We start from the raw sequence: 20,731 nt of genomic DNA on the forward strand, positions 1-20,731 counted from the left end.
AGCGGGGCGCCCCTTACTCTGTGTGCCATGAGTTGTCACAAGTGGTGACAACAGCGAACACAGAGGACAGCCGCCATGAACAAGCCCCTGCGCGAACCCTACATCATCGAAACCAAGCCCCTGCCAGAGCGCTACGCGAGGGGCTGGCATTGTCTGGGTAAAGCCAGCAGTTTTGGCAGCGAGCCTACGGCATTAAATTATTTTGGCAGTAAATGGGTTGCGTTTCGGGGAGAGGAGAGCGGCGAGCTATTTGTCGTCGGCTCGTATTGCCCGCATATGGGGGCGGACTTGAGCCGTGGCAAAGTGTGCGGAAACTCGCTGCGCTGCCCCTTCCATGAGTGGAGCTGGGGTGGCGATGGGGTCTGTGACGATATCCCCTATGCCGACCGCATTCCCCCGAAAGCAGTGATTCCCTCGATGCCGGTTATGGAAGAAAACGGCCTCGCCTTTGTCTGGCACGACCCGGAGGGTCACCCACCCATTCCCGAGCAGCGTCCACGCCGCAACAGTGATTATTTTTCTGGCGAGTGGTCCGATTGGAATATTGCCGAATTTACCATTCACTCCAACTGCCGTGAGCTGGTCGATAACATGGCCGATATGGCGCACTTCGGCCCTGTTCACTACTCCCAAGTGCAGACCTTCAAAAACATTCAAGACGGGCACACCTACACGCAGGTGATGTCGGGTGGTCACGATATTCTGGCCGACGAGGGCCAGGGCTTTACCTCCGTTGCGACCTACGAAGGGCCCGCGTATATGACCACCACCATGGTCGGTTCGATGGACGGGCGCGAAGTCACGACCCACCTGCTGGTGAGCCACGTGCCGGTAAACATGGAGGAGTTCATCATTCGCTTAGGCGTCATGGTTAAGAAAGACCCCAGCCTGAGTGAAGAGGAAAATACCGCCTTAGTGCAGGCCTACACGCAGATGTCGGTCGACTCCTTCGTGCAGGACGTTGAAATTTGGAACAACAAAGTTCGCATTGATAACCCACTAATGTGCGACGGCGACGGCCCGATTAATATGCTGCGCAAGTGGTACAGCCAGTTCTATATGGACGTTGCAGACATCCCGGATAACATCACCGCGCTGAAAGAGCACGAAACGCGAATCAAGTATCCCCACGCTCAGGCGGGGTCAGAGTAATGTCACTGACACGCATTAACGCTCTCGGTTATGTGCTGATCGAGACCCGTGACACCGCCCAGTGGGCCCACTTTCTCACGCAGGTTGTTGGCCTGCAGGCGGCGGGTCGCTCGGTGGACTGGGACCTCTATAAAATGGACGCTTACTGCTGGCGAGTGGCTGTCGTGCACGGCGAGCGTGAGTGCTTTCATACAGCGGGCTGGGAGCTTGCTGCCGATGAGGACTTGGAGGCACTGAGTACACGTTTGGCCGAGCAGGGCGTGCACGTCAGCCGCCTAAGCGAGGCGGCATGTGCGCAGCGCAAAATACGTGACGGACTGGCCCTTAACGACCCCAGCGGTCAGCGAGTTGAACTGGTGAAAAGCTGCGCGCTGGACTGTTTAGCCTTGCAAAGCGAGGTCGGCGTGCCCGCGTTTGAAACCGGCTTCAACGGCGACATGGGGCTGGGGCACTATGTGTTGCCAACCCGAGAGTTTGACGCCTGTATCGATTTTTATCACAGGCTGTTGGGTTTTGAGTTTACCGATTCCATGCAGCTGGGCGAGCAGGGCCTGCACTTTCTTCATGTCGATAACCCCCGGCACCACAGCCTGGCCATTTACCAAGATCCGAATCCGGCGGCGAGTGGCTGTGTGCACCTGATGTTTGAGGTGCCCGACCTCGATCAACTGGGACTGTTTATGGACCGTTGCCGCAGCCACAACGTTGGTGTGGCCGCGTCGCTGGGCAAACACTGCAACGACCAGATGGTATCGGTGTATGTAAATAGCCCAGGCGGTTTTGCGATTGAGTTTGGCTGCGGCGGATTGCAGCTGGATTGGCAGCACTACCGCCCCACCTTTAGTACGCGCCCCTCACAGTGGGGCCATCACTGGCAGCACGCCGACAACTAGCAAGAATTGAGGTAGAAAATAATGAGTGATTTTAACCGTAGTAAACAGCTGTTGCTCGACGCCCGCGCCATGGTTCCCGCCCTGCTTGAGCGTCAAGACGAGGCAGCGTCACTGGGTCGCCTGCCGGATGCCACCATTGCCGAGATGCAGCGCAGCGGATTTTTCAAGATTATGCAGCCCGCCCGCTACGGCGGCTATGAGCTTCCTCCCCAGCAATTTTTTGATGTGCAGCAAACTCTTGCCGAGGGCTGCATGTCGACCGCGTGGGTACTCGGCGTAGTCGCTATCCACAATTGGCAGCTGGGTATGTTTGACGACCGCGCACAGCAAGATGTGTGGGGCGACGACGATTCCACGTTGATCTCGTCCTCATATATGCCAGTGGGTAAGGTAAAACGTGTCGAAGGGGGGTATATGCTGTCTGGACACTGGGGTTTTTCCTCGGGTTCCAAGCACTGTAAGTGGGCGTTTTTGGGGGGCATGGTGCCACCCGCGGCCGACGGCGAAGCCCCTGACTACCGGACCTTTTTGGTGCCGTTGGGTGACTATGACATCGTCGATAACTGGGATGTGAGCGGCCTCCAGGGAACGGGCTCGAACGACATCGTGATCAAAGAACCGGTGTTTGTACCCGAGTACCGCACCCACCGCAGTGCGGACGGTTTTAGCGGCGACAATCCGGGTTGTAAGGAAAACACCAATGCTATTTTCCGTTTGCCCTTCGGCCAGATTTTCACTCGCGCGGTTGCCTGCTCGTCCATTGGTGCCTTGCAGGGCGTGGTGGACAGCTACGTTGAGGTGAATCGCAATCGCGTTGGTTTGAACGATGGTGCACGCGCAGCCAAAGACCCCAATGTGCAAATGGCACTGGCCAATGCCGTGTCGGCAATTACCGAGTGCCGGGTAATGCTCAAAGATGATCTGGCGTATTTTGTGAATACCGCCGAGGCCGGTGACACACCCGCCATTGAGCAGCGTATTCAGCGCCGCTTCCATGCCGCCAGCATTTCCCGCAAGTGCGCCGATGCCGTGAACGAGCTTTTCATCGCCTGTGGCGCACAGGGAATCTTTTGCGGTCACCCGCTCAATCGCGCGTGGTTGGATATTAATGCTGGCCGCCAACACGTGGCGAATAACCCCTTCAAGTTTGGCCGCAATTTGGGCGCTACAATGCTGGGGCAGCCGAATACGGACTTCTTCCTTTGAGTGAGGTTGCCATGCAAACGCCATACGAGATTTTGGGTGAACGTGGCATTCGCGATGTTGTTGCCGAGTTCTATCGCTTGATGGACAGTGAGCCAGCCTATGAAGAAATTCGCGCCATGCACACGCCGGACCTCGGTCCGGTAAGCGAGCAGCTAAGTCTGTACCTGATCAGCTGGATGGGCGGGCCACCCGTGTATACCGAGCGCAACGGCAGTATGTGCATTACCGCGGCGCACCGGGGCCTGGGGCTGGCATCCAGACACAGTCAGCAATGGCTGGACTGCTTCGCGCAGGCGCTGCAGCCGCGCGATGATGCCGAATTATTGCAAAAAATGCTGTTGCCAGCCTTGCGACGAATCACCGATATGTTGGAGCGCTCAGCGGCTTAATGACAAAATGGCAATGGCGCGATAGGGCATGATGGCGTAGCGTTTGTGGTGGGGCCTGCCCCCACTGCCAATAATAACAACAGGAACTGCCCATGAAGCGATTTAGCTGCCTCCACCGCGCTGCCGCGCTGGTGTTTGTACTGCCTTTTTTTGCCGCCTGCTCACCGGCCACCACAGTGCCTTCGCTGGCGCCCGTAGCAGAGCTTCGGCCCGGTATTTTGCAGGGCTATTTATCGCCGCAGGCGGTGCCGAATAGTCTGGCCTTGGTGTCGCCGCCACCCGCCCAAGGCAGTGCGGCAGAAGCCCTGGATCGAGCGATCAATGAACAGGTGTTGACGCTGCGCGAATCACCGCGTTGGCAACAGGCGCGCCGCGACGCAGAGTTGCGCTTTCCCGCTGCCGCAGACGTCTTTTCCTGCGCCTTGGATTTACCCATCAACACCGAACAAACCCCTCAGCTATATCGCTTGCTTCGCCGCAGCCTGACCGATGCGGGCTTTGCGACCTACGCAGCGAAGAATCACTATCAGCGCCAGCGTCCCTTTATGGTGAATGGCCAGGCCAGCTGTACCCCTGAACAAGAGAATTACCTGAGGAAGGATGGTTCTTTTCCCTCGGGGCACGCGGCGCTGGGCTGGGCCTGGGCGCTGATTCTCGCCGAGCTAGCGCCCGAGCGACAGGACGCGATTTTGGCCAGGGGGCGCGCCTTTGGCCAGAGCCGGGTGGTGTGCAATGTGCATTGGCAAAGCGATGTTCTAGAGGGGCGGTCGGTCGGTGCAGCAGCGGTCGCCGCGCTTCACAATAACCCTGAATTTACGCAGGCTCTGGCAGCCGCGCGTAAAGAGCTTGTCGCCCTGCGATCCGCTGGTGCGGTGAGTGCCAATGATTGCGCCGCCGAGGCCGCGGCGCTGTCCGCGTTGCCGCAGGCAATGCCCTGGCCGGCGAACCGATAGCATAGGTTGCCGGGTGGCTAAGCCTATTGCTCTGCCAAAAACGCGCGAATGGCCGTGAGCGATTCGGTTTCGGTTAGCAGGGGTGCGTGCCCGGTATTGGCGACCTCCAAGACGTGAAGATCGGGTTTAATGGCTTGCATGCGCGCCACACAGTCTCGGCTGAGCAAGTCGGATAACTCGCCGCGCAACAGTAACATTGGCGTAGCGGCGGCGGCCTCAAACAGGGGCCACAGGTCAGGGGGGATGCCGTCGCTGTCCGCTTGCAGGGGGACGGCAATGTTGGGGTCGTAGTTCAATACCGGCTGGCCGTCGCTGTTTTCCACGTAAAGGTTGCGGGTAAAGGTTTGCCAGTCTTCATCATTAAATAGCGGGTACTCACGTTGTTGCGTATCGCGGGTACGCTGCACAGCCTCCTGCCAGGTGGTGACCGGTGGTGGACTTGCACAGACATAGGCCTTAATACGGGCAATGCCTTCGGGGTTGGCTTCGGGGCCGATGTCGTTAATCACCGCGCCACGGATGCGCGCACCCGATGTTGCGCACAATATCATCGAGGTTAGCCCGCCCAGCGACGTGCCGATCAGCTTCACCCTGTCCAATTGCTTGGCGTCCATCAGCGCCAGTACATCGGCGGCATAGGTGGCGGGTTGGTAGTTGTCTGGGTTGCTGTCGTAGTCAGAGCGGCCGCGACCGCGCAGGTCAACGGCGAGCAGGTGGTAGTGTGACGAGAGCTCCTCGCACAGCAGGGCAAAGTCTGCTGAGCTTCGCGTTAGTCCCGGAATACAAATGATACTGTCTGCGTTTTCATCGCCATATTCCCTCGCATACAGTTTCAGTCCGTCGCTACTGGTATACCAATAGTCTTTATAGTTTTTAGACATAATTGCTAGCTCATAGAGTAAAAAGGCCCGGAGGCAGCCAACGTGTCTGGCTCCGGGCAACGGGGCGCGTATTAGAAGGCGTAGCTGACGCTGGCAGTCCAGGTGCGCGGCGCGCCGTAGAATGCCAGCTCGCCTGAGGCGAGGTTGTAGCCACCGGTTTTGTATTCCTTGTCTTCGATGTTTTTCACAAACACACTCACCGTCCAATGCTCGTCGGCGGAGTACCAGTTGGCACTGGCGTCGAGCAGGGTATAGGACTCGTCCTGGTCGCAGCTGCACTCAACGTTGTTGAAGTTGCGCGATGCATCGCGGTAAGACAGGGCGCTGTTCAAGGCGATACGACCGGCGTTGCCAAGGTCCTTCTCATAATTCAGCGCAAACTGGCCCGTCCAGTTGGGTGCATTGAGCATTTCCCAGCTGTCGGAAACATCCTGCCCGCCCGATTGCACCTCGGTGAGCTCGGCATTCATGTATCCCAGTGCGAGAGAGCTGCTCAGACCATCGGTAATTTGCAGCAGTGACTCCAGTTCTGCCCCGCGTATCTCGGCGGTACCGGCGTTCACAACGTCAGAAGAGAAGAATACCGGTGCGGGTTGGGCCGTCTGCACCGTGAGTTGCATGTCGTCATAGGCCATATCGAAAACGGTGGCATTAAGGCGAATGCGGTCGTTCCACAGCTGTGATTTAACACCGAGTTCCCAGGTCTCAACGGTTTCCGGATCATAGCCTTTGGCGATATCCGGGTTTTTGCTGGCGTCGCCGCGCATATCAAAGCCGCCGGACTTAAAGCCTTCGGCATAGCTCACATAGAACATCACGGCATCGTTCATCTGCCAGTCGAGCTTGATACTGGGGCTAATCTCATTCCAGTCTTTGTCGGCGTCTTTATCGCTGATGTCGGTAAAGGTTGCCAGCAGGGTATCGTTGGCCGGGTCACCGTGGGTAAAGCCGGAGCCCTGCTGCGTGCTATAGGGGAAGGAGTTAGTGGTGTTATACGCCAGGCGCTGAATGTTTGAGTTCTTTTCGTCATTGGTCCAGCGCATACCGGCCGTTAGGGTCAGGCTGTCGCTGAGGTCATAGTTCACATTGGCGTAGACCGAGGTGCTGGTGGTATCCACATCACCGCCGATCGCCAGATCGTAGTGGTCGCCATCCATGTATGGGGTGCCGCCGAGTCCATTGAGTACCACGTCGAAGGCACCGGCTGAGTTGCCGGTGAAATAATAGAGGCCACCGACGAAGGCCAGACGGCCGCTGCCGTAGTTAAATTGCAGCTCGTGGGACTCCTGCTCATCGCTGTACTTGGCGGGTACGTCGAAGGCGTCCAGCGGGGTTCCGTCAAAGTCGATGAACTGCTGGGTTTCACCTTCGCGGTTGGCGTAGATGTACTTCACCACCACGTTGTCAGACAAGTCGTACTCGGCGGTTAAGGAGAAGCCGCTGTTCTCCACATTGGATTTATGAGTGGTGCCGCAGGCGCCGTCGTAGGGGTTGCTCGAGCTTTCAAACGGCTGGCCGTTGGCGGGATGCGTCAGGGCGGTGGGGCTGGACTGTGAACCGCAGCGCTGGTTGCTGTTGTCATCGGTGCGATCGCCAGCGACGCGAATAAACAGTCGATCACTTGGCGTGTATTCAGCGCTCAGGCGTGCGACAAGCACATCCTTGTTGTAGTTTTCCTGGCTGCTGCTATAGGTGCCGGTGTTGATGTCATAACCGGTATCAACGTCGCCAAAACCGTCGCGAGTGAGTTTCGCAATAGCCGCACCGACATAGAGCTGTTCGTCGAGAATAGGCAGCTGTGCAGACAGCATCATGTCGCGTTGGTTGTAGGCGCCAACGGCAGTGGTGATCTTCGCTTCGGCATCGCCCGTCATTCTGCGAGTGATGTACTTGATCGCGCCGCCTACGGTGTTTTTGCCATACAGGGTACCTTGCGGGCCGCGCAGCACTTCTATGCGTTCAACGTCGAAGACATCTAGCACCGCTGCCTGTGGACGAGCGTAGTAAACATCGTCGACATACACGCCGACACCGGGTTCAAACCCCCACAGCGGATCCTGTTGGCCCACGCCGCGAATATACGCAGTGAGTGTAGAGTTGGTGGCGCGGCTGGCGCGCATTTGCGTGTTGGGGACATTTTTCTCCAGTTCGGTAACTGAAGTAATTCCCTTGTTTTCCAGCTCCAGTGCATTGAGCGAGGTGATCGATACCGGTACCTCTTGGAGGTTCTGTTCACGCTTTTGCGCGGTAACCAGTACTTCTTCCAGGGCGACGGCCTGCTGGGCCAGCGCCGATTGATGGATGCCAGCAACACTGCACAAGGCGATGAGGGCGGCGAGGGGCTTTTTGTCACTTTTTATACTTATCATAGAAACACCTGTGGCTTGAATATTTTAGGGTAGTCGCTTTCTTGGCTCCGACTGATTTGTATAAGTTGTTATTCAACGGTTGTTGAATTCAGTTTCGACGTTATTCAACGATTGTTGAAAAGTCAAATGAATTTTCTCCTTATGTATGGCGCGCTGCGCGAGGCCAGTTAGTTTTTCGCGTTGCGAATACGTAAGTAAGCCAGGCCGAGTAGCACGTAGGCGATGGACGTTAAAATGGCATAGCTCGCCGACACGGCGGGGTTGGCAATGCCGCCAAATAGATTGAGGTAAAAGTGGATAAGCAGCGCGCTGATCGACGCGCTGGCAATCAACGGTAGCGGTAAACTGCCGCGAAACAACACGCCAAATAGCATCGGCACGAGTGACGCTGCCGCTAAACCATAAACACCTTTCTGGGCGAATAAACCGATTAAGGGAGGTGGGTTCCAGGCGAGGGTTAAGCCAATGATTCCCACCATAATCAGGGTCCAGCGGGACCAGGCCAGGCCCTTGCTGCGGTTTTTGCTCAGCGGGGAGACAATATCATTCACCACCATTGCAGAGAGCGAGACAAGAATGCCGTCGAGGGTGCTCATCCCCGCAGCGAGCAGGGTGATAAAAATAAACGTCAATGTCAGCTCGCCGACCACACTGCCACTAAATTGATGCAACAGGTATTCGCGAACGACAGTGTCTTGTGCGCTGATTTCCAAGCCGTCGAGTCGCGCGTAAAGGCCAACCATGAGAATAAGCGTGAACAGCGTGCCAACCACAACTGTGGTGCCAATGAATTTGCCGATGTCCGCTTCGCTGCGTAAATACAGCACTTTAGTGAGAATATGTGGCTGCAACATCAGTGCAAAGGTGATGATAAAACCCGCGCCGAAAACTGAGAAAAAATCGTAGTAAAGATTGCTGTCGGTGTTCATTACTGCGGCGTAGCCTTCGCCAATATCGCGCAGTGAGGATAAAAAATCGCCGTTGAAATAGTCCGCGCCCTGGGCGAATAGCAGCAGGGTGACCACGATCATCATTATGCCTTGCAAGGTGTTGGTGTAGGCGTGGGCATAGGTGCCGCCCATCAGCACATAAGAGAATACAAACAGCAACACAATGACCAACGCTGGCTTTTGCTCGATAGGGAAGATGCCCGTCATTAACAGACTGCAACCGACCAGAATAAGCACCACGAAGCTCACCGATAATAAATTAATAAAGGCGAAAAACAGGCTGAAGCCGCGGTGTTGGTAGCGGTGGTATATCCAGTCTGGAAGCGTCAGTGCCTGCTTCTCTTCGCCAAGGCGCAAGAAGCCGCGTGACAAGACCAAGAATGCGCTAAGAATGCCGGCCGACCCCGCGACGGCGTAGTGCATATAGGCAGAAACGCCGTGCACATAAACAAAGCCGGGATTGATAACAAAGGTCGCCGTGGAGGCGATCGAGGCTGCCAGCGTAATGCCGATGATATAGGGGCTCATGTCTTTGTTGCCGATGGCGAAGCCGCTAATGTCCCGCGTGCGGCGCATGCCTATCCAGGAGAGCCAGTAGACCAGCGCAACATAGCCACCAGTCAGCACATATTTAAAGACCTCTGTCGATATCATGTACCATCCGCCTTGTATTTTATTTATTGGTGAGCCACTATATTCAACAAGCGTTGAATATACAAGCGGTGGCAAAACACTGTCTACATCACAAGCAAACGCGAACACTGCAGCGGGCAATTTGCAGTGTTAGAAAAACTGGGTGGCACAATGACAAGAAAAACAAATGCGGTGAAGAGCGAGCGAATACTGGACGTGGCAGAGGAGCTCTTTGCCCGTCACGGCTATGACGGCGTCACCATGCGGCAAATTTCCACGGGTGCAAAGGTGGATGTTGCATTGGCCAATTACCACTTCGGCAAGAAGTTAGATGTTTTCTACGCGGTGTTTAATCGCCGTGCAGAACACCTCGGAAGCACCCGCCGCCAGGTACTGCAGGAGCAGTTTACCGATGGAGAGCCGCAACGCTTAGAACAGGTAATCGAGGCATTTTTGTTGCCGCTAAAGCTGGCTCAGGAGAGCGGTGATCCAGGCTGGAAAAACTACATGGCGCTGCTCGCCTATGTAATGACATCGCCGGTGTGGAGCCGGGAAATGATGGAAAACACCTTTGACAAACACGTGGGCGATTTCATTGCCGCGCTGCGGCAGATTTTCCCGACGGCGCGGGATGAAGACCTGCACTGGTGTTATCACTATGTATCGGGTGCCCTGGCGCTAACCTTAGCGCAGACCGGTCGTATAGACCGCTTGTCGGGTGGCAAGTGCTTGTCGTCGGATTTTGATGCCGCCTACGACCGAATGATTCCCTTTATGGCCGCGGGCTTTCGCGCGGTATGTGGTGAAGAGCGAACTCCCCAATAACTCAAATACGATGAGGCAAACATGCGACACAAAACAGTGTTAGTTACCGGCGCGGCCAGCGGCATTGGGCTGGCCCTTGCGGCTGATTTATCGAAACAGGGTTTTCGAGTTTGCCTCACTGACGCTGATGAACAAGCGGTAACTACCGCTGCCCAGTCACTGAACGGAGCGGCGGCTGAGGTATTGGCCCTGCCGCTGGATGTTACCAACCAAGAGCACATCAGCGGTGCGGTATCGCGTTTGGAGAACGAATGGGGCGGCGTCGATGTACTCATTAATAATGCGGGCATTCAACACGTGGCCTCCCTGGAGGACTTTCCCGTCGACCGCTGGAAATTGTTAACAGAGATTTTATTGGTCGGCCCAGCCCTGCTGAGTCGCGCCGTATTACCGAGTATGCGAGCGCGAAACTTTGGCCGTATCGTCAATGTGGGCTCCATCCACTCGCTGGTGGCGTCGCCCCATAAGAGCGCGTACGTGGCGGCCAAGCACGGTTTGTTGGGCTTTTCCAAAACTGTCGCTCTGGAAACCGCAGATTGTGATATCACCATTAACACCCTGTGCCCGTCCTACGTAAAGACGGCGCTGGTGCAAAAGCAAATCAGCAGCCAGGCCTTGGCGCACGGTATTTCCGAGGATGAGGTGATCAATAAAATTATGCTCGAGCCAATGCCCAAAAAGAGCTTCATCGACATGGATGAGCTGTGCGGCGCGATGAATTTCTTGCTCAGTGATGCGGCGCGAAATATGACCGGCCAGGAAATGGTCATCGACGGTGGCTGGACTATTCGTTAATGCCAGAGGTGACGCGCTAGGCGCAGGGCCGAGAGCCACGGTACAATCGCTGCTCAGATAATCGCGGACCAGAGCGGCAGACTCCATAACAATGACGAGCAAAAAAATGGCGACGGGATCGTCTACCGTCGTGCGTCCCCCGCAGGTGGTTAGCCAGGGCAACCCCCAACTCGATGCCTTGGCGCGTGCCTTGTCATTAGAATGCATCACACAATTCTCGGCAGATGCCGATCAGCAATATCTCTATGACTACCAGGGCTGTTTGAGTTTGGGCCTGGCGCCCAGTGCCCGTGAACACCCGGTGTATGTCGATTTTTCTCAGCAGTGGCGAACGCGTCACCGCGGCAAAGAGCTGTTATTAAAAGCGATTGGCGGTCGCCGCGAAGGCTTGCGGGTGATCGACGCGACGGCAGGGCTGGGGCGCGACAGCTTCCTACTGGCAACGTACGGCGCGTCGGTGGAGCTGTGCGAGCGTCACCCTGTGGTAGCGGCGCTGCTCACCGACGGGCTCAAGCGGGCGGCACAAGACCCTGACGTGGCGGGCTTTGTACAGCGTATGACGCTGCACGAAGGCAGTGCTATCGAGCGATTGAGCGGTTGTCTGGGTAGTGCTGATCAGGCCCCGGATGTGGTGTATGTGGATCCGATGTTTCCCGACTCGGGCAAGTCTGCGCTGGTGAAAAAAGAAATGCGTCTGTTCCATCATTTGGTTGGCAAAGACGACGATGACGACGCCTTACTCGCCGCGGCGCTGGCGGTTGCCCGCCACCGCGTGGTGGTAAAGCGCCCGCCAAAAGCGCCGATTATCGATGGCCCGGCACTCAGCGCCTTGGGGGCCAGGGGCAGGCCGCAATTTGCTGTGACCGGCAAGGCCGTGCGCTTTGATGTGTACCCAATAAAGGCCTTTGGCAATAATTAACGCGCCAGCAGGTCGTCCATCATTGCCTGGTACATGGCGCTGAGCTGGTTAAGGTCTTCAGCATTCACGCATTCATCCACTTTGTGAATCGTCGCGTTAACGGGGCCGAGTTCCACAACTTGTGCACCGGTCGGGGCAATAAAACGCCCGTCTGAGGTGCCACCGGCGGTCGACAATACCGTGTCGCGCCCGGTGACTCGGCGTATTGCGTTTTGTGCCGCTTCCACGAGTGGGCCTTCCGACGTTAAGAAAGGCTGACCGCTCAGGTTCCACTCCAGAGCGTAGTCTAAGCCGTGTTTATCCAGGATGGCCTCAGTGCGCTGCTGGAGTATGTCTGCCGTTAACTCGGTAGAAAAACGAAAGTTGAAAACCACCTCAAGCTCACCGGGAATCACATTGGTCGCGCCGGTGCCGCCGTTGATATTTGAAATTTGAAAAGACGTGGCGGGGAAGAAGTCGTTGCCCTCATCCCACTGCTCAGCAGCCAGTTCGGCAAGTGCCGGCGCCGCAAGGTGGATGGGGTTTTTCGCCAGATGGGGGTAGGCCACATGGCCCTGAATACCCCTGACTTTCAGCACGGCGCCAAGGGAGCCGCGACGGCCGTTTTTGATCACGTCGCCCACCGCGTCGGTCGAGGAGGGCTCGCCGACAACACACCAGTCAATTTTTTCGCCCTGAGACTCCAACCACTCAACCACTTTTACAGTGCCGTTTTTTGCCGGGCCCTCTTCGTCGCTGGTAATCAAAAAGGCAATGCGACCGCGGTGGTCGGCGTGTTCACTCACAAAGCGTTCGCAGGCAGTTACCATAGCCGCCAAGCTGCCTTTCATATCGGCGGCGCCACGGCCGCGCAGCATACCGTCGCTGATCTCTGGCTCAAACGGGGGCGTTTGCCAGTCGCTCTCGGGGCCGGTTGGCACTACATCGGTATGGCCGGCAAAGCACAGCAGCGGGCCCTCGTCGCCGCGCACCGCCCAAAAGTTGTCAACCTCGCCAAATCGCAGCGGCTCGCAATGAAAGCCAATGGCGGCAAGACGCGCCATCATTAGCGCTTGGCAGCCCTCGTCCTCAGGGGTAACCGAGGGGCGCTGGATAAGGTCGATGGCAAGGTCCAGGGTAGGGCTGAGGCTCATAATTCGGGCTCTAAAATCAAAAGCGGCATTTTAACAGAGAACGCTGGGAAAATCGGCGGCGGCAGTTCGCTGGCTGCGGCTGCTCAAAATGTCAGTGGAGTGAGTGTTTTTGTCATAGAGAAGGTCTTGGCAGCTCGGTAACATCGGGCTCAGTTATACGCCAATCGAATGCCTAACGATGATAAAGGAGTGGCTATGAGTGTTGACCTGAACGTGGCGGCCGCCGCCGCGCAGTTTGATTTTGCCGACCAGGATATTCCGCAGCGCCTGCGGCACTGGGCCGAAGTGCGGCCTGATCACCCCTTTATGATTTGGGAGCCGCGTTCGGGCGAAGAGCGCAGCTGGAGCTACAAGGCCTTTGACGAAGAAACCGGCAAAATCGCTGCGGGTCTCTACGCCAAGGGCGTGCGCAAGCACGACAAGGTTATGATTCACGCCGAGAACTGCCCAGAGATGGTATTGGCATGGTATGCCTGTGCCAAATTGGGTGCGGTGGGTGTCACCACCAACACCCGCTGTGTGGGCGGCGAAATTGAGTACTTTGCCGCGCACACCGAGGCAGTGGGGGTAATCACCCAGCCCAAGTTCGTGCAGGAAATTAAGAATAACGCCAAAAATATCCAGTGGCTGGTTGTTACTGAAGACAACTCCGGCGAAGCCGCAGAGGCGGACCAGCAGCACGACGAACAGCTATTCGAAACCCTATATGGCGATGCCAGCACCGTGCCCGAGCGCCCAGCCGAGCCCATGCTGCCAGCGGGGATTATGTTTACCTCTGGTACGACATCACTTCCGAAGGCAGTAGTGCACACTCATGCCAATGCCCTGTGGTCTGGCACCATGGGCTCACAGAGCATGAATATGGACCGCGACAGCGTCTACCTGGGCTTCCTGCCGTTCTTTCACGTGAACTGTCAGAGCTGGGCATTCTGGGGCTCATTGGGTGTAGGCGGCACCGCAGTGTTGTTACCCAAGTTTTCTGCCAGCCGGTTCTGGGAAATTATCGACAAACACCAAGTGACTCACTGCTCAATGATTCCCTTCGTCTTTAAGGCAATTGGTGCCCAGGCCGTGCCCGAAGAGCACAGCCTGAAAGTGATGCCGATGGGCATTATCTGGAAGGAAATTGAAGGTTGGCTGAAGGCCAAGCCTTTTGCTAGCTGGGGCATGACAGAAACCGTTACCCACGCAACGCGCTCAGACTTCGTGCAAGAGTGGCCGCAGGGCAGTATCGGTAAACCGACGCCGGGCTATCACTTGGCGGTGGTTAACCCCGAAACCGGCGAGCCCTGTAAAAAAGGCGAAATCGGTGAGCTGTGGGTACACGGGGTACGCGGCGTAAACATCTTCCTGGAGTATTACAAAAACCAGGAAGCCATGGACAAGTCGTTCACTGAAAACGGCTGGTTCAAAACCGGTGATATGGTTCACGTCGGCGATGAAGGCCACTTCTACTTTACCGACCGGGATAAAGATGCCCTGAAAGTCGGTGGCGAAAACGTCTCAGCCCGCCAAGTGGAAGAGGTTGTCATGCAGGTTCCCGGCGGCGGCGTCGGCGAAGTGGCGGTGGTTGCTAAGTCTCACGATATGCTGGACATGGTGCCGGTTGCCTTCGTTATTAAGGGTTGGGGCGCGCCAGAGGACGACGACGCGTTCGCCCAGGCCATCATCGATCACTGCAAAGCCAATATGGCAGACTTTAAAGTGCCGCGCGCTGTGTACTTTGTCGACGAGTTTCCGCGTGCAACCCTGGAGAAGGTCGCCAAGAACAAACTCCGTGAAATGGCTGACGAAATGCCTGCTTTCTAAATTTTAAGGTGTTTGAAAAAGGTCGCTTAGGCGGCCTTTTTTTGTTCCCCAATAAACGCAGTGGTGTTGCACAGTTGTCATAAAATCATCCCGATTTTGTCACGGGGGCGGCGTAGTCTTCTGGCTGTCGGCGGCGCTTGAGCGTTGCCCAATGTCCATAAGAGGAATTGCGATGAACCGTTACTACAAAGCTCAGGCCTCACAATCCGAACACCATCAGCGCCAAATTCGCGCTGAGCTTTCTCGCCAAGTAGAGGATTTCCTAAAAAAAGGTGGGCATATAGAACAACTGGATGGCCCCAACTTCAAACCGCATCGCAGTGTAAGAGTCAGCAGTTCAGCCTTCACCGAAATGCTGTGAGCGCAGTGCCTGCGGCCATTTGCTAAACGGCTGTTGCGACAAGCTACTGTTGTAGTAATGGACCTGGCCGGTTACCTCTTTACCCAGCCAGCTGGCGGAGGGGACTGGCTGCTTGTCGTGATCGAGCTCAATTTCGGCGATGATAAGGCCGTGGTTGTCACCGGCAAATTCGTCAATCTCCCAGTACCGAGTGTCATTGGCAATAGGCAGGGTATAGCGGGTTTTTTCAACCAGCGGCCCCTCACACAGGACGAGCATTGCGCGGGCGTCGTCGAGGGGAATGGCGTATTCAAACTCGACGCGGCTCGCGCCTTGGCTGATGCCCTTAATGGTTAGCCAGGCGGCATCACCGGCAATGCGTACCCGAACATTGCGGTGCGGGTCTCGGCTAAGATAGCCCTGCACCATATGGCAGCCTTTGACGCCCAGCGCCTCGGTCTGTAAACGCCAGTCGTTATTGCTGACCAGGTATTTACGTTCTATCTCGATGGGGGCAGGGCTAGTCATTATCGTGATTTCTCGCTGAGTTGGCGTCTGTTGAGCGCGGGCTCGCTCAGGCAGTGAATTTGTGTTTTGCGGATTTGCCAGCCCTCTTCAGCCAGCGCGCGAATAATGGCGTCTCTCAACCATTCCTCCCCGATCCATACGCCACCCTGCTCCATCGATTCCTCGACGACGCAATAGACCTGTAAGCTGTTGGGAAAACGCTGATAGTCAACGGTGTGTGTCAGCCAGCAAAAGCCCGGCAGGGGTTTGGCCAGCGCGGTTTCGCAAACGTCGTTAAGGCGGTGGACCAGTTGTTTTTCGCGTTTTTTGTCGGTTTTTCGCATAGCGCCTTATGTAAACGTAGAGTGCGGTCAGGGCGTCGCTGTAGCGTCCAGGAAGCGCAAACGCAGTGCTTCGATGCGCTCGCGATTTACGCCGAAGTCATAGTAGCCAATTTTAGAGGCGCTGCGCACATCGACGCGATTTTTTTCCGGTGTATACAGCAGCTCAACATCGTCACGGTAGCGCATTATTTTACTGCGGACCTCCACGTGGAGGTAGTGCGGGGATTGTGCGATGACCTGGGTTCTCGGCAGTGAGCGCAGCAGTGATTGCAGGGTTTGCCACTGCTCGGCAGAGGTGACTTTAAATGGTGAAGTGAAAGCATCCAGCTCTTCACTCTGACTCGATACGCAGCGCGGCGCTGACGGGCAGCTTGAGAGTGCACTGGGGGTATCGACCTGCTCAGGCGATTGCTGCGGTGCTGCGCAGCCGAAAAGAAGGGCGACAGTCGATGTAATAAGAAATAAGCGGCGCATGATGAGAACTCCCGGGCTGATGAATAGCATTGTATACGCTGTAGTGAAAATTCGGTTGTTGTGTCATCGAGTTTTACGCGAACTCTGGTAGGCTGGCGCAGGGTAAGGGCTTCAAAATACGATGGAAGGGCGTGTGCGTAGTCGATTATTGGTTTTGGTATTGCTCGCGCTGGTGGCGTCTTGTGCTGCGGTGCCGCCGCATGCAGCCGGCGAAGACTCATTTATTCCTGCGGCGTCGCAGGCCACTACCCGCTGGCAGAAATTAAGCGTCGATGGCGTGCCCGTGGGGCTGAGGAAGTTAGTGAGTTTTTGCGACGACACGCGCTGCTCGACCGAGCAAACGCTCCGTGTTCAAATTCAGCAGCCGGGGGAGGCCGCTGAGCAAACAGAAACGCGACTTCGCTACGTAGAGGCGCGCGATGGCAGGCCGCTTCAGGCAACTAAGGTGCAGCAGTCGCGGGCGGCGAGTCACAGGTTGGCCATTGAATACCGTGGCCAGCGTCTATGGTTATCTCAGGGGCAGGCCTTCACGCCTGTTACTGGTCAGGCTGTGGCGCAGTTTCCTCATCAGCGGCAGCGCTTGTTCGCGCAGCATGCCAAGAGCGGTGAGTTGCTTACCCAGGAATGGAGTTTTGCGCAACAGGCGGTGGAAGCGGTGCGCTACCGGTTTACACCGCTGAATGCGCCGTTGACGCAGGCCCTGTCTACAGCATTGACGCCTTGGTTGACGGTGCTGCGCTGGAAAATTAGTAAAGATGTTCAGCGCCAGGGAGCGTGGCAGCACAGTGCGATTTACTACGCCGACGGCGATTTTACGGTGTTGGCGCAGTACAGCGAATCTGCCGGCAAGTCGATGTGGTTGTTGCCCTGTGATGAAGCCTGCCGCGCTGAGCCATTAGAGGCGATGAGTCATGTATACCAACGGTTATTACGCTCTCCCTATCGCATAAGCGACCAGGCGTTGAATGGCAAAGTTCGCTACCAGCTTCGCGGTGCGCCCTCGCATTGGCAGCCGCCGGGCACCGGCCAGCAATCCGTGCAAAAAGAGGGTAATGATTGGTTGGTCACTGTATGTAAGCACTGTGAGCTAGCCTCGCCTGAGGCGGCGCCCATGGATGATTACCTTGGCGCGAGCTATTGGTTACCCGCGAAGGCCTCGGCATTCGCCGCCGTGGTGGATGAGTTGATAGGTCAGGCGCCCATAGCGCCAGCGGTAAAAATGCAGCGCCTAACCCGTTTTGTCAGTGCCCATATGAACGAGGTGGCCACATACAGCGGCTACGCGACAGCGCAGCAGGCAATGGAGAATGCTCGGGGCGATTGCACAGAACATGCGCTGATGTTGGCGGCCCTGGCGCGGGCCGCCGGCATTCCCAGCCGGGTTGTTATGGGAGTGGCTTACAACAACGAACGCTTTTTAGGCAGGCGTTTTGTGTTTGTGCCCCACATGTGGGTAGAAGCCTGGACGGGTGAACGCTGGGAAAACTTTGACAGTGCGCTGGGGCCATTTAGTGCCGGACACATTGCCCTGGCCGTCAGTCATGGTGATCAGGCTGACTTTTTGGCGATGAACGCGCTGCTGGATGGGCTACGCATTGTATCGGCCGTGCAGCTAAAAAGCCGCGTGGCCGATACCGAGTAGAGAGGGCTTATTCGTAGGCGACTGGCACGTCGGCAAGGCTGTCGTCGCCGGCCATATCAATGTCTGCAACGGTGACGGCATCGCTGCTGTGAACCGCACCAATAACGGTAACTTCTTCAAGAAGAAGCTGAGGCTCGTCGGCGCTGGCAGCGCCCGCTACGAAAAGTGCTGCGGCGGCCAAAACTGCGCGAAAACTATTGAGTGACATATTCGATCCCCTTGACGAGTTTGCAAGCAGCGACACTGTGCTGCGGTGGTCTTTTAATGGTGGGCAGTATGCCCATGCATTGTTACAGGGGTATGACGAATTTATTTCAAAACGCGATATTAGATGAATTTGTCATGAATTTTTGATCTGGAGGAAATGTGGGTGTCACGTTTGTGCTGCGGTTTCAGGCGGGCCCTTCAATTCCACGCGGTTGCCCTCGGGGTCTTGAATATAGATGGATGGACCGTACCCCTGCGCGCCATAGCGCCGTTGAATGCCCTCATGGACAATGCCCTGGCCGTCCAGGTAGGCCAGCACAGCGTCGCCGTCGAAGTTTTCCAAGGTCAGGCAGAAATGGTCCATATTGTGGCCATCTTGCCCCGGTGCTGGGCCGCCCTCCTGGCCTAGCGGGGCCTCCACAGGGACGATATCGATAAGACTGGCACCGGCGCGCAGTTGATAGAGGCCCAGCTGTGCTTCCTCGCGCTCGATGTGACAACCAAGGCGCTGGTAAAAGTCGATCATCGCGGCGAGGCGCGTTGTACGCAGCACCACATGGTCCAAACCCAGGATTTGAATCATGGTGACACCTTCGTTTTCAGGGGCTCGTTACTGAGCACGCTGTTCACTATGCAGCCATTGCGGGTGGAGGGCAATACTGTCACTGCTGCTCGACACCCACACACTGTCTTCATCCAGCGTGAATTGTAGTTGCATTGAACGCTGCGTGAGCGCGCTCAAGGCTCGCGATTCGTCTTCCGGAATTTCGACGACACTCAGCCAGCTTTGCTGGCTCAGTTTGCCTTGGTTTTCCTGCCACCATTGGGCTGTGCTGCGGCCGCCGTAGCAAACCACGACAACGTGCCGGGCTTTGGAGCGCGCTCTGCGCAAGCGTTTTTCACTGGGCTGTCCCAGCTCAATCCACAACTCGGTTTCTCCGCTCAGGCTGTGGCGCCACAGGTCTGGCTCATCATCATTGCTGAGGCCGCGAGTAAATTGCAGCGTGGGGTCGGCAAATAGCGCAAAGCTAAGGAGTCGCAGCATCATGCGCTCGTCTGTTTCAGAGGGGTGGCGTGCCAGGGTGAGTTGATAGGGCTGGTAATGGTGGCGCCGCAGGTCACTAATCTCGATATCGGCTTTGAAAATACTGGCTGTTAACGCCATTGCGGTCACCTCTGTTGTTTATACCGCGGCATTGTACCCGAGTATGAGCAATGCGTAGCGCAGGCTTTTGCCAATGGCGACCAAGGTAAAAAAGCTCAGTGCGGGCACGCGCATAATGCCGCCGACCACGGTAAGTGCGTCACCGCCGATTGGCAGCCAGGACATCAGCAAGGTCCATTTGCCGTAGCGAGCAAACCAGCCCTGCGCGCGTTCCAGGTCTTTTTTACGTGCGGGAAACCAGCGGCGGTCGGCATAGTGGCTGAGCTTGCCTCCCATCCACCAGTTGACGCCCGCGCCGAGGGTATTGCCGCTACTGGCTGCAAGCCATAGCCAAAAGGGCAGTAGCCCGGCTTCGAGCTGGGCGATCAACAGCACTTCCGAGTAAAACGGCAGCAGTGTTGCTGCCCCAAAGGCGGCGGCGAACAGGAGTAAATAGGCGCTGATCATTGCGTGGCCGCCTGGCAAAGTTGTGCAAATAAACGGCGCTGGCGCGCGTGCTGGGGCAGATATTCGGGGTGCCATTGTACCCCCAGCCGAAACGGCTGTTGCGGGTCTTCAATGGCTTGGGTGATGTTATCAAGGTCGCGAGCGCTGACGCGCATGCCTTCGCCCAGTCGATCAACCGCTTGGTGGTGCAGGCTATTAATTCTGCATTGCTCTTCGCCCAGCACGTTGAAAAGTTGCGTGTCGGTATCGACGTGGAGCGTTTTGTGGGGAAGCAGCATGCGCCGGTTGCTGGTGCGTTTTCGCAAGGGCGTTAGGTCGACATGCAAGCTGCCGCCCAGTACAACGTTGAGCAATTGCGCGCCCCGACAGATCCCCAGGATTGGCAGACCGCTTGGCAATAGTCGCTCAAGCGCGCCGATCTCAAAGCGGTCTCGGCGGGGATTCATAGGGGCGACTTCGGGGGCATCTGGCAGATACAGGCCCTGGTCGATATCGTCGCCGCCACTGATGATAATGCCGTCGATATGGCGCGGCACGTCGCCGTGCTCAGGGGTGAGGTGAATGGCCTCGGCACCCGCTCGGCGAAGTGCCCAGCGAATAAACCACCACGACACGGGGAAGCGTCTGTCCTCGCCGGTAACGGCGATAACAGGGTGTGAGTCACTCGAACGCATTTTGCTGATAACCGTCGTCCTTTA

Annotated in this window: 23 protein-coding genes; 11 read left to right on the forward strand and 12 right to left on the reverse strand. The window is 56.6% G+C overall.

What is annotated here, in order from left to right; translation table 11 throughout:
* Positions 1 to 75 precede the first annotated feature (75 nt).
* The 5 genes from AC2Q8J_RS15960 (at position 76) to AC2Q8J_RS15980 (ending at position 4,593) form a co-directional block, all read left to right on the forward strand.
* A complete protein-coding gene (locus tag AC2Q8J_RS15960) occupies positions 76 to 1,152 on the forward strand; it encodes a 3-ketosteroid-9-alpha-monooxygenase, oxygenase component (RefSeq protein ID WP_286695896.1) in 1,077 nt (358 codons plus the stop codon).
* Positions 1,152 to 2,045, forward strand: coding sequence for a VOC family protein (locus AC2Q8J_RS15965; RefSeq protein WP_486451784.1), 894 nt, complete (start codon positions 1,152 to 1,154; stop codon positions 2,043 to 2,045). The genes AC2Q8J_RS15960 and AC2Q8J_RS15965 overlap by 1 nt, the downstream gene beginning before the upstream one ends.
* A 21-nt stretch (positions 2,046 to 2,066) precedes the next feature.
* Positions 2,067 to 3,251 carry an acyl-CoA dehydrogenase family protein gene (locus AC2Q8J_RS15970; protein WP_204995964.1) on the forward strand — a complete coding sequence of 395 codons (1,185 nt, stop codon included), beginning with the start codon at positions 2,067 to 2,069 and terminating at the stop codon, positions 3,249 to 3,251.
* 11 nt (positions 3,252 to 3,262) lie between these two features.
* On the forward strand, positions 3,263 to 3,640 hold the full coding sequence (locus AC2Q8J_RS15975) for a globin domain-containing protein (RefSeq protein ID WP_372878327.1): 378 nt from the start codon (positions 3,263 to 3,265) through the stop codon (positions 3,638 to 3,640).
* A 92-nt stretch (positions 3,641 to 3,732) separates the two neighbouring features.
* Complete coding sequence (locus tag AC2Q8J_RS15980; RefSeq protein ID WP_486451785.1) at positions 3,733 to 4,593, forward strand: acid phosphatase; 861 nt, start codon at positions 3,733 to 3,735, stop codon at positions 4,591 to 4,593.
* Between the two features lie 23 nt (positions 4,594 to 4,616).
* On the opposite strand, the gene AC2Q8J_RS15985 is transcribed toward AC2Q8J_RS15980, so the two are convergent.
* The 3 genes from AC2Q8J_RS15985 to AC2Q8J_RS15995 all read right to left on the reverse strand — a co-directional run bounded on the left by AC2Q8J_RS15985 (position 4,617) and on the right by AC2Q8J_RS15995 (position 9,447).
* Positions 4,617 to 5,474 (reverse strand): alpha/beta fold hydrolase, encoded by an 858-nt coding sequence (locus AC2Q8J_RS15985; RefSeq protein WP_204995961.1) that lies wholly within the window; start codon positions 5,472 to 5,474, stop codon positions 4,617 to 4,619.
* Between the two features lie 71 nt (positions 5,475 to 5,545).
* The gene (locus AC2Q8J_RS15990; RefSeq protein ID WP_424143026.1) at positions 5,546 to 7,843 is read right to left on the reverse strand and encodes a TonB-dependent receptor; all 2,298 of its coding nucleotides are present in this window, start codon (positions 7,841 to 7,843) and stop codon (positions 5,546 to 5,548) included.
* A 167-nt stretch (positions 7,844 to 8,010) separates the two neighbouring features.
* Positions 8,011 to 9,447 carry a sodium:solute symporter family transporter gene (locus AC2Q8J_RS15995; protein ID WP_486451786.1) on the reverse strand — a complete coding sequence of 479 codons (1,437 nt, stop codon included), beginning with the start codon at positions 9,445 to 9,447 and terminating at the stop codon, positions 8,011 to 8,013.
* A 150-nt stretch (positions 9,448 to 9,597) separates the two neighbouring features.
* Between AC2Q8J_RS15995 and AC2Q8J_RS16000 the strand changes: the two genes are divergently transcribed.
* The 3 genes from AC2Q8J_RS16000 to AC2Q8J_RS16010 all read left to right on the forward strand — a co-directional run bounded on the left by AC2Q8J_RS16000 (position 9,598) and on the right by AC2Q8J_RS16010 (position 11,965).
* Positions 9,598 to 10,251 carry a TetR/AcrR family transcriptional regulator gene (locus tag AC2Q8J_RS16000; protein WP_036256060.1) on the forward strand — a complete coding sequence of 218 codons (654 nt, stop codon included), beginning with the start codon at positions 9,598 to 9,600 and terminating at the stop codon, positions 10,249 to 10,251.
* Positions 10,252 to 10,272: 21 nt separating this feature from the next.
* The gene (locus AC2Q8J_RS16005; protein WP_486451787.1) at positions 10,273 to 11,046 is read left to right on the forward strand and encodes a 3-hydroxybutyrate dehydrogenase; all 774 of its coding nucleotides are present in this window, start codon (positions 10,273 to 10,275) and stop codon (positions 11,044 to 11,046) included.
* Positions 11,047 to 11,152: 106 nt separating this feature from the next.
* The gene (locus AC2Q8J_RS16010) at positions 11,153 to 11,965 is read left to right on the forward strand and encodes a class I SAM-dependent methyltransferase (RefSeq protein WP_486451788.1); all 813 of its coding nucleotides are present in this window, start codon (positions 11,153 to 11,155) and stop codon (positions 11,963 to 11,965) included.
* On the opposite strand, the gene dapE is transcribed toward AC2Q8J_RS16010, so the two are convergent.
* Positions 11,962 to 13,098: a succinyl-diaminopimelate desuccinylase gene (gene dapE, locus AC2Q8J_RS16015; RefSeq protein ID WP_486451789.1), complete on the reverse strand. Its 1,137-nt coding sequence runs from the start codon at positions 13,096 to 13,098 to the stop codon at positions 11,962 to 11,964. The genes AC2Q8J_RS16010 and dapE overlap by 4 nt on opposite strands.
* 195 nt (positions 13,099 to 13,293) lie before the next feature.
* On the opposite strand from dapE, the gene AC2Q8J_RS16020 reads away from it, so the two are divergent.
* Together AC2Q8J_RS16020 and AC2Q8J_RS16025 are read left to right on the forward strand one after the other, a co-directional pair.
* Entirely contained in the window at positions 13,294 to 14,907 is a 1,614-nt protein-coding gene (locus tag AC2Q8J_RS16020) for a class I adenylate-forming enzyme family protein (RefSeq protein ID WP_486451790.1), read from the forward strand.
* A 172-nt stretch (positions 14,908 to 15,079) separates the two neighbouring features.
* On the forward strand, positions 15,080 to 15,268 hold the full coding sequence (locus AC2Q8J_RS16025; protein WP_027873588.1) for a hypothetical protein: 189 nt from the start codon (positions 15,080 to 15,082) through the stop codon (positions 15,266 to 15,268).
* Here AC2Q8J_RS16025 and AC2Q8J_RS16030 read toward each other — a convergent pair.
* From AC2Q8J_RS16030 to AC2Q8J_RS16040, 3 genes are read right to left on the reverse strand one after another with little or no spacing between them, the layout of a single operon-like run.
* Positions 15,245 to 15,775, reverse strand: coding sequence for a CYTH domain-containing protein (locus tag AC2Q8J_RS16030; protein ID WP_486451791.1), 531 nt, complete (start codon positions 15,773 to 15,775; stop codon positions 15,245 to 15,247). The genes AC2Q8J_RS16025 and AC2Q8J_RS16030 overlap by 24 nt on opposite strands.
* A complete protein-coding gene (locus AC2Q8J_RS16035; protein WP_486451792.1) occupies positions 15,775 to 16,098 on the reverse strand; it encodes a hypothetical protein in 324 nt (107 codons plus the stop codon). The genes AC2Q8J_RS16030 and AC2Q8J_RS16035 overlap by 1 nt, the downstream gene beginning before the upstream one ends.
* A 27-nt stretch (positions 16,099 to 16,125) precedes the next feature.
* Positions 16,126 to 16,572, reverse strand: a complete 447-nt coding sequence (locus AC2Q8J_RS16040) for a DUF1499 domain-containing protein (RefSeq protein WP_486451793.1) — start codon at positions 16,570 to 16,572, stop codon at positions 16,126 to 16,128.
* A gap of 133 nt (positions 16,573 to 16,705) precedes the next feature.
* Between AC2Q8J_RS16040 and AC2Q8J_RS16045 the strand changes: the two genes are divergently transcribed.
* The gene (locus AC2Q8J_RS16045) at positions 16,706 to 18,214 is read left to right on the forward strand and encodes a transglutaminase domain-containing protein (protein ID WP_486451794.1); all 1,509 of its coding nucleotides are present in this window, start codon (positions 16,706 to 16,708) and stop codon (positions 18,212 to 18,214) included.
* Positions 18,215 to 18,221: 7 nt separating this feature from the next.
* Here the strand turns inward: AC2Q8J_RS16045 and AC2Q8J_RS16050 are convergent, their stop codons facing one another.
* From AC2Q8J_RS16050 to AC2Q8J_RS16070, 5 genes are all read right to left on the reverse strand, one after another.
* Positions 18,222 to 18,422 carry a hypothetical protein gene (locus AC2Q8J_RS16050; protein WP_486451795.1) on the reverse strand — a complete coding sequence of 67 codons (201 nt, stop codon included), beginning with the start codon at positions 18,420 to 18,422 and terminating at the stop codon, positions 18,222 to 18,224.
* Between the two features lie 165 nt (positions 18,423 to 18,587).
* Positions 18,588 to 19,004 (reverse strand): VOC family protein, encoded by a 417-nt coding sequence (locus AC2Q8J_RS16055; RefSeq protein ID WP_486451796.1) that lies wholly within the window; start codon positions 19,002 to 19,004, stop codon positions 18,588 to 18,590.
* A 27-nt stretch (positions 19,005 to 19,031) separates the two neighbouring features.
* On the reverse strand, positions 19,032 to 19,586 hold the full coding sequence (locus tag AC2Q8J_RS16060; protein ID WP_486451797.1) for a YaeQ family protein: 555 nt from the start codon (positions 19,584 to 19,586) through the stop codon (positions 19,032 to 19,034).
* An 18-nt stretch (positions 19,587 to 19,604) separates the two neighbouring features.
* On the reverse strand, positions 19,605 to 20,033 hold the full coding sequence (locus tag AC2Q8J_RS16065; RefSeq protein WP_286695881.1) for a YqaA family protein: 429 nt from the start codon (positions 20,031 to 20,033) through the stop codon (positions 19,605 to 19,607).
* Positions 20,030 to 20,707 carry a gamma-glutamyl-gamma-aminobutyrate hydrolase family protein gene (locus tag AC2Q8J_RS16070; protein ID WP_486451798.1) on the reverse strand — a complete coding sequence of 226 codons (678 nt, stop codon included), beginning with the start codon at positions 20,705 to 20,707 and terminating at the stop codon, positions 20,030 to 20,032. Before AC2Q8J_RS16070 ends, AC2Q8J_RS16065 begins: the two co-directional genes overlap by 4 nt.
* Between the last annotated feature and the right edge of the window lie 24 nt (positions 20,708 to 20,731).

It is taken from the genome of Spongiibacter sp. C9W, from assembly GCF_057370015.1.

What these genes read in the sequence shown, in the direction of transcription:
- AC2Q8J_RS15960 (WP_286695896.1), top strand. Translation starts at nt 76, where the DNA reads ATGAACAAGCCCCTGCGCGAACCCTACATCATCGAAACCAAGCCCCTG.
- AC2Q8J_RS15965 (WP_486451784.1), top strand. Translation starts at nt 1,152, where the DNA reads ATGTCACTGACACGCATTAACGCTCTCGGTTATGTGCTGATCGAGACC.
- AC2Q8J_RS15970 (WP_204995964.1), top strand. Translation starts at nt 2,067, where the DNA reads ATGAGTGATTTTAACCGTAGTAAACAGCTGTTGCTCGACGCCCGCGCC.
- AC2Q8J_RS15975 (WP_372878327.1), top strand. Translation starts at nt 3,263, where the DNA reads ATGCAAACGCCATACGAGATTTTGGGTGAACGTGGCATTCGCGATGTT.
- AC2Q8J_RS15980 (WP_486451785.1), top strand. Translation starts at nt 3,733, where the DNA reads ATGAAGCGATTTAGCTGCCTCCACCGCGCTGCCGCGCTGGTGTTTGTA.
- AC2Q8J_RS15985 (WP_204995961.1), bottom strand. Translation starts at nt 5,474, where the DNA reads ATGTCTAAAAACTATAAAGACTATTGGTATACCAGTAGCGACGGACTG.
- AC2Q8J_RS15990 (WP_424143026.1), bottom strand. Translation starts at nt 7,843, where the DNA reads ATGATAAGTATAAAAAGTGACAAAAAGCCCCTCGCCGCCCTCATCGCC.
- AC2Q8J_RS15995 (WP_486451786.1), bottom strand. Translation starts at nt 9,447, where the DNA reads ATGATATCGACAGAGGTCTTTAAATATGTGCTGACTGGTGGCTATGTT.
- AC2Q8J_RS16000 (WP_036256060.1), top strand. Translation starts at nt 9,598, where the DNA reads ATGACAAGAAAAACAAATGCGGTGAAGAGCGAGCGAATACTGGACGTG.
- AC2Q8J_RS16005 (WP_486451787.1), top strand. Translation starts at nt 10,273, where the DNA reads ATGCGACACAAAACAGTGTTAGTTACCGGCGCGGCCAGCGGCATTGGG.
- AC2Q8J_RS16010 (WP_486451788.1), top strand. Translation starts at nt 11,153, where the DNA reads ATGGCGACGGGATCGTCTACCGTCGTGCGTCCCCCGCAGGTGGTTAGC.
- dapE (WP_486451789.1), bottom strand. Translation starts at nt 13,098, where the DNA reads ATGAGCCTCAGCCCTACCCTGGACCTTGCCATCGACCTTATCCAGCGC.
- AC2Q8J_RS16020 (WP_486451790.1), top strand. Translation starts at nt 13,294, where the DNA reads ATGAGTGTTGACCTGAACGTGGCGGCCGCCGCCGCGCAGTTTGATTTT.
- AC2Q8J_RS16025 (WP_027873588.1), top strand. Translation starts at nt 15,080, where the DNA reads ATGAACCGTTACTACAAAGCTCAGGCCTCACAATCCGAACACCATCAG.
- AC2Q8J_RS16030 (WP_486451791.1), bottom strand. Translation starts at nt 15,775, where the DNA reads ATGACTAGCCCTGCCCCCATCGAGATAGAACGTAAATACCTGGTCAGC.
- AC2Q8J_RS16035 (WP_486451792.1), bottom strand. Translation starts at nt 16,098, where the DNA reads ATGCGAAAAACCGACAAAAAACGCGAAAAACAACTGGTCCACCGCCTT.
- AC2Q8J_RS16040 (WP_486451793.1), bottom strand. Translation starts at nt 16,572, where the DNA reads ATGCGCCGCTTATTTCTTATTACATCGACTGTCGCCCTTCTTTTCGGC.
- AC2Q8J_RS16050 (WP_486451795.1), bottom strand. Translation starts at nt 18,422, where the DNA reads ATGTCACTCAATAGTTTTCGCGCAGTTTTGGCCGCCGCAGCACTTTTC.
- AC2Q8J_RS16055 (WP_486451796.1), bottom strand. Translation starts at nt 19,004, where the DNA reads ATGATTCAAATCCTGGGTTTGGACCATGTGGTGCTGCGTACAACGCGC.
- AC2Q8J_RS16060 (WP_486451797.1), bottom strand. Translation starts at nt 19,586, where the DNA reads ATGGCGTTAACAGCCAGTATTTTCAAAGCCGATATCGAGATTAGTGAC.
- AC2Q8J_RS16065 (WP_286695881.1), bottom strand. Translation starts at nt 20,033, where the DNA reads ATGATCAGCGCCTATTTACTCCTGTTCGCCGCCGCCTTTGGGGCAGCA.
- AC2Q8J_RS16070 (WP_486451798.1), bottom strand. Translation starts at nt 20,707, where the DNA reads ATGCGTTCGAGTGACTCACACCCTGTTATCGCCGTTACCGGCGAGGAC.